This window comes from Sphingomonas sp. CCH9-F2 (assembly GCF_001556735.1).
Classification (GTDB): domain Bacteria; phylum Pseudomonadota; class Alphaproteobacteria; order Sphingomonadales; family Sphingomonadaceae; genus Sphingomonas; species Sphingomonas ginsenosidimutans.
Window position 1 is genome coordinate 1 of the sequence record NZ_LSJO01000056.1, and the last position, 4,591, is coordinate 4,591.

At 68.7% G+C, this 4,591-nt stretch carries 5 protein-coding genes; 3 read left to right on the forward strand and 2 right to left on the reverse strand.

The genetic code is table 11. The features are described from left to right. Positions 1–3: 3 nt before the first annotated feature. Positions 4–1,788, reverse strand: a complete 1,785-nt coding sequence (locus AX685_RS01520; RefSeq protein WP_066484623.1) for an ABC-F family ATP-binding cassette domain-containing protein — start codon at positions 1,786–1,788, stop codon at positions 4–6. A gap of 117 nt (positions 1,789–1,905) precedes the next feature. Between AX685_RS01520 and AX685_RS01525 the strand changes: the two genes are divergently transcribed. From AX685_RS01525 to AX685_RS01535, 3 genes are all read left to right on the forward strand, one after another. Continuing rightward, positions 1,906–2,217, forward strand: a complete 312-nt coding sequence (locus AX685_RS01525; RefSeq protein WP_066484629.1) for a hypothetical protein — start codon at positions 1,906–1,908, stop codon at positions 2,215–2,217. 25 nt (positions 2,218–2,242) lie between these two features. Further along, positions 2,243–2,908, forward strand: a complete 666-nt coding sequence (locus AX685_RS01530) for a response regulator transcription factor (protein WP_066484631.1) — start codon at positions 2,243–2,245, stop codon at positions 2,906–2,908. A gap of 67 nt (positions 2,909–2,975) precedes the next feature. Beyond that, positions 2,976–4,283, forward strand: coding sequence for a sensor histidine kinase (locus AX685_RS01535; protein ID WP_066484633.1), 1,308 nt, complete (start codon positions 2,976–2,978; stop codon positions 4,281–4,283). Positions 4,284–4,299: 16 nt separating this feature from the next. Here the strand turns inward: AX685_RS01535 and AX685_RS01540 are convergent. Then, positions 4,300–4,591 (reverse strand): 2,3-bisphosphoglycerate-dependent phosphoglycerate mutase (locus AX685_RS01540; RefSeq protein ID WP_156445594.1); only part of this gene is annotated, 292 nt, incomplete at its 5' end.

The window sequence follows — 4,591 nt, forward strand, 5'->3', positions numbered from 1 at the left end:
GGGTCAACCCGCTCCCTCGACCCGTTCGGCCAGTTCCAGCCAGCGCATTTCGGCCGTGTCCTTCTCGTCGCGCAGCGCGGCGATCTCCTTCGTCAGCCGGTCGAACGCCGCCGGATCGCGGGTGTAGAGCGCGGGGTCGGCCAGCCGTTCCTCGCGCGCGGCGACGTCACGGTCGATCGCCTCGATCCGCGCGGGCAGCAGGTCGTAGTCGCGCTGGTCCTTGAAGCTCAGCTTGATGCGCGTCGGGGCGGCGGGCGGGGGCGCGGCGCTCGCCTTCGTCGCGGCGGGCCTGCGCGCGTCCGGGCGACGCTGGCGCTTGGCCTCCCAATCCTCGTAACCGCCCGCGACGACATCGACCGTCCCCGACCCGTCGAGGCCGAGCGTCACCGTCACGGTGCGATCGAGAAAGTCGCGATCGTGGCTGACGATCAGCACGGTGCCGCCGTAATCGGCGATCACCTCCTGCAACAAATCGAGCGTTTCGAGGTCGAGGTCGTTGGTCGGCTCGTCCAGCACCAGCAGGTTCGATTCGCGCGCGAACTCCCGCGCCAGCAGCAGCCGCGAGCGTTCGCCGCCGGACAGCGTGCCCACCTTCGCCTCCGCCAGCGACGGATCGAACAGGAATTCCTTGAGATAGCCGTGCAGGTGCTTGCGCGTGCCCAGTACGTCGATCCACTCGCCGCCGTCGGCCAGCACGTCGCGCACCGTCTTCTGCGGCGCCATCAGGCTGCGCTGCTGGTCGATGACGATCCCGTCCAGCGTCCTGGCGCGCTTCACCGTGCCGCTGTCCGGCGCCAGCTCTCCGGTCAGCAGGCGCAGCAGCGTCGTCTTGCCCGCGCCGTTGCGCCCGACGATGCCGATCCGGTCGCCGCGCGCGACGCGCAACGTCAGGTCGCGGATGATCGTGCGATCGCCGTAGCTCTTCGTGACATGCTCGACGTCGATCACCACCTTGGTCTTCACGTCGTCCGCGGCGACCTGCAACGCGGCGGCGCCCTGCGGCCCGATCATCGCGGCGCGCGTGGCGCGCATCTCCTTCAGCTTGGCCAGCCGCCCCTGGTTGCGCCGTCGCCGCCCGGTGACGCCGCGTTGCAGCCAATGCTCCTCGATCTTCAGCTTGGCATCGAGCCGCGCGGCATTGCGCTCCTCCTCGGCATAGACCTGCTCGGTCCAGGCATCGAACCCGCCGAAGCCGACCTCGGCGCGGCGCAGCAGCCCGCGGTCAAGCCACAGGGTCTGGCGCGTCAGCCGCGTCAGGAAGGTGCGGTCGTGGCTGATGACCACGAACGCGCCGGTGAACCGCTTCAGCCAGTCCTCCAGCCATTCGATCGCGGCGATGTCGAGGTGGTTGGTCGGCTCGTCCAGCAGTAGCACGTCCGGGTCCATCGCCAGCGCGCGGACGATCGCCGCGCGGCGCCGCTCCCCCCCCGACGCGGTCGCCGCCTCCCGCGACAGGTCGATGCCCAGCTGGTCGGCGATCGCCGCGGCCTCATAGGCGGCGGGCGCACCCGCGCCGTCCAGTACATATTCCTCCAGCGTGGCGAAGCCGGCGACGTCGGGGTCCTGCTCCAGCATCACCACCTTGGTGCCGGGCACGATCGTTCGCCGCCCCTCATCCGCGTCGATCGCGCCGGCGATCAGCTTCAGCAGCGTCGATTTGCCCGCGCCGTTGCGCCCGATAAGCGCCAGCCGGTCGCGCGCGCCGACGAACAGGTCGAGGTGGCGGAACAGCCAGCCCGCGCCCTGGACCAGCCCCAGATCCTCATATGCCAATATCGGTGCAGCCATGGCGCGCACCTAGGGAACCGGGTCGGTGGCGGCAAGTTGCATGGTCAGGTTGCCGGCGGCTGACACCGCCATTCACAGGCTGTTCAATCCCTTCCCGCTATGCCAGCAAAGGTGAGAATGCTGCTTCGCCTCCTTTCGACCGGCCCGGCCGTCCTGCTCCCGGTGCTTGCCGCGCCCGCGCTGGCCGTGCCCGCCGAACAGGCGCACGACGGGCTGGCCGCGCGGCAGGCGACGCGCGACGGCCGCATCCTGCCACTGCCGGAGATCGAGCGCCGCGTCGTGCCGACGATGAAGGGCGCGCAATATATCGGCGTCGATCTGGAGATGCCGAGCGGGGTGTACACGCTCAAGTTCCTGCGCGACGGCAGCGTCATCTGGGTCGACGTGGACGGGCGGACCGGGCAGGTGATCGGCCGTACCGGCCATTGACGATATCAGGAACAGGGAGACCCACATGCGCGTGCTCATCGTCGAGGACGAGCCGAACCTCGGCCAGCAGCTGAAGTCCACGCTGGAGGGCGCCGGCTACGCCATCGACCTGGCCACCGATGGCGAGGAGGGGCATTTCCTCGGTTCGACCGAGAACTACGATGCGATCGTCCTCGACCTCGGCCTGCCGGAGATCGACGGGCTGACCGTGCTCGACCGCTGGCGCAAGGAAGGGAAGACGACCCCGGTGCTGGTGCTGACCGCGCGCGACAGCTGGTCCGACAAGGTCGCCGGACTGGACGCGGGCGCCGACGATTACGTCGCCAAGCCGTTCCAGACCGAGGAACTGATCGCCCGGCTGCGCGCGCTGATCCGCCGTGCATCGGGCAATGCCTCGTCCGAACTGACCGCGGGCGACGTGCGGCTGGACACGCGATCGGGAAAGGTCACCCGCGCGGGCGAGCCGGTGAAGCTGACTGCGCAGGAATATAAATTGCTCAGCTACCTGCTCCATCACAAGGGCAAGGTGGTGAGCCGCACCGAGTTGATCGAGCATATCTACGATCAGGATTTCGATCGCGATTCGAACACGATCGAGGTGTTCGTGACGCGCATCCGCAAGAAGTTGGGTCAGGACGTCATCACCACCATCCGCGGGCTTGGCTACAGCCTGGAAGATCCGGACGCCTGACGCCGTGACCGATTCGGGCGCGATCGAGCCGCTGGGGCTGCGCGCGCGCGGCTCGCTGTCGCGACGCATGATCCTGATCGCGGCGCTGTGGATCTCCGTCCTGCTGGGCGCGGGCGGGTTTGCGCTCGACCGCGTGCTGGTGGCGGCGGTGACGACCAATGCCGACGACCAGCTGGAATATGTGCTGCGCTCGCTGCTGGTGTCCGCCGAGATCGACACCGCAGGGGAGGTGACGTTCAACCGCGAACCCGCCGACCAGCGGTTCCTGGAGCCGTATTCTGGCCTCTACTGGCAGGTTTCCGCGCCGGGGCATGAGGTGTTCCCCTCGCGCTCGCTGTGGGACCGGCAGATCGCCTATGGCGTGCAGCACGACGACCGAGGCGTCCACATCTACGACAGCAAGCAGTTCGGCGACGAGAAGCTGCGCATCGTCGAGCGCGACGTGAAGCTGCCGGGATCGCCGGTGCGATGGCGGTTCCAGGTGGCGGCCAGCCGCGAGGCGCTGGATGCGCAGATCACGATATTGCGGCGGACGCTGGTGCGCAGCTTCGTGCTGCTGGGCGTCGGCCTCATCATCCTGGCCGCGCTCCAGACCTTCTACGGCCTGTGGCCGCTGCGCAAGGTGCGGCTGGAGATCGCGAAAATGCGCGCTGGCCGTTCGAACCAGATCGCCGGCGACATGCCGCTGGAAGTGCTGCCGCTGGTCGAGGAACTGAACGCGCTGGTCGCGCACAACGAAACGCAGGCCGAGGAGGCGCGCCGCCATGCCGGAAACCTGGCCCATGCGCTCAAGACCCCGCTGACCGTCATCATGAACGCCGCCACCGCGCAGTCGGACGATCTGGCCGATACCGTGGTGCGCGAGGCGCGGACGATGCGGCGGCAGGTCGACCACCATCTGGCACGCGCACGCGCGGTCGGCCGGCGCGGCTCCGCGCACAGCCGCGCGCAGGTGTGGCCCAGCGTCGAATCGGTCGAGCGCGCGGTCCGTCGCCTGTACCCGCATGTTCGCGTCGACATGGACGGGCCGAAGGATCTGGTCGCGCATATCGAGCGGCAGGATCTGGACGAGATCATGGGCAATCTGGTCGAGAATGCCGCCAAATACGGCGGCGGCAGCGTGTTCGTGACCGTTGCGGCGCAGGCCGGCTTCGTCGAGATCATGGTCGAGGACGACGGCATGGGCATCCCCGAGGCGGATCGTATCCGCATCTTCGACCGCGGGGTGCGGCTCGACACCGGCAAGCCGGGCACGGGCCTGGGCCTCGCGATCGTGCGCGACGTCGCGGAAATCTACGACGGAACGGTCACGCTGGAGGAGAGCGAGGATCTGGGCGGGCTGCTGGTGCGGCTGCGCCTGCCGATGGCCGGGTAGGCGCAGCCGCCGCGGATTACCGCTCGTTCAGGTAATAGCGGTCGGTCGCGTTCAGCTGCGCGTCCAGTTCGTAGACGATCGGCTGGCCGGTGGGGATTTCCAGCCCGGTGATCTCGTCGTCGGAGATGTGCGACAGATGCTTCACCAGCGCGCGCAGCGAATTGCCGTGCGCGGAGATCAGCACGCGCTGCCCGTCCTTCAGCGCGGGGGCGATGCGTCCTTCCCAATAGGGCAGCACGCGCGCGATCGTGTCCTTCAGGCTTTCCGTGGCGGGGACCGCGATCCCGGCGTAGCGGCGGTCGCCCGAC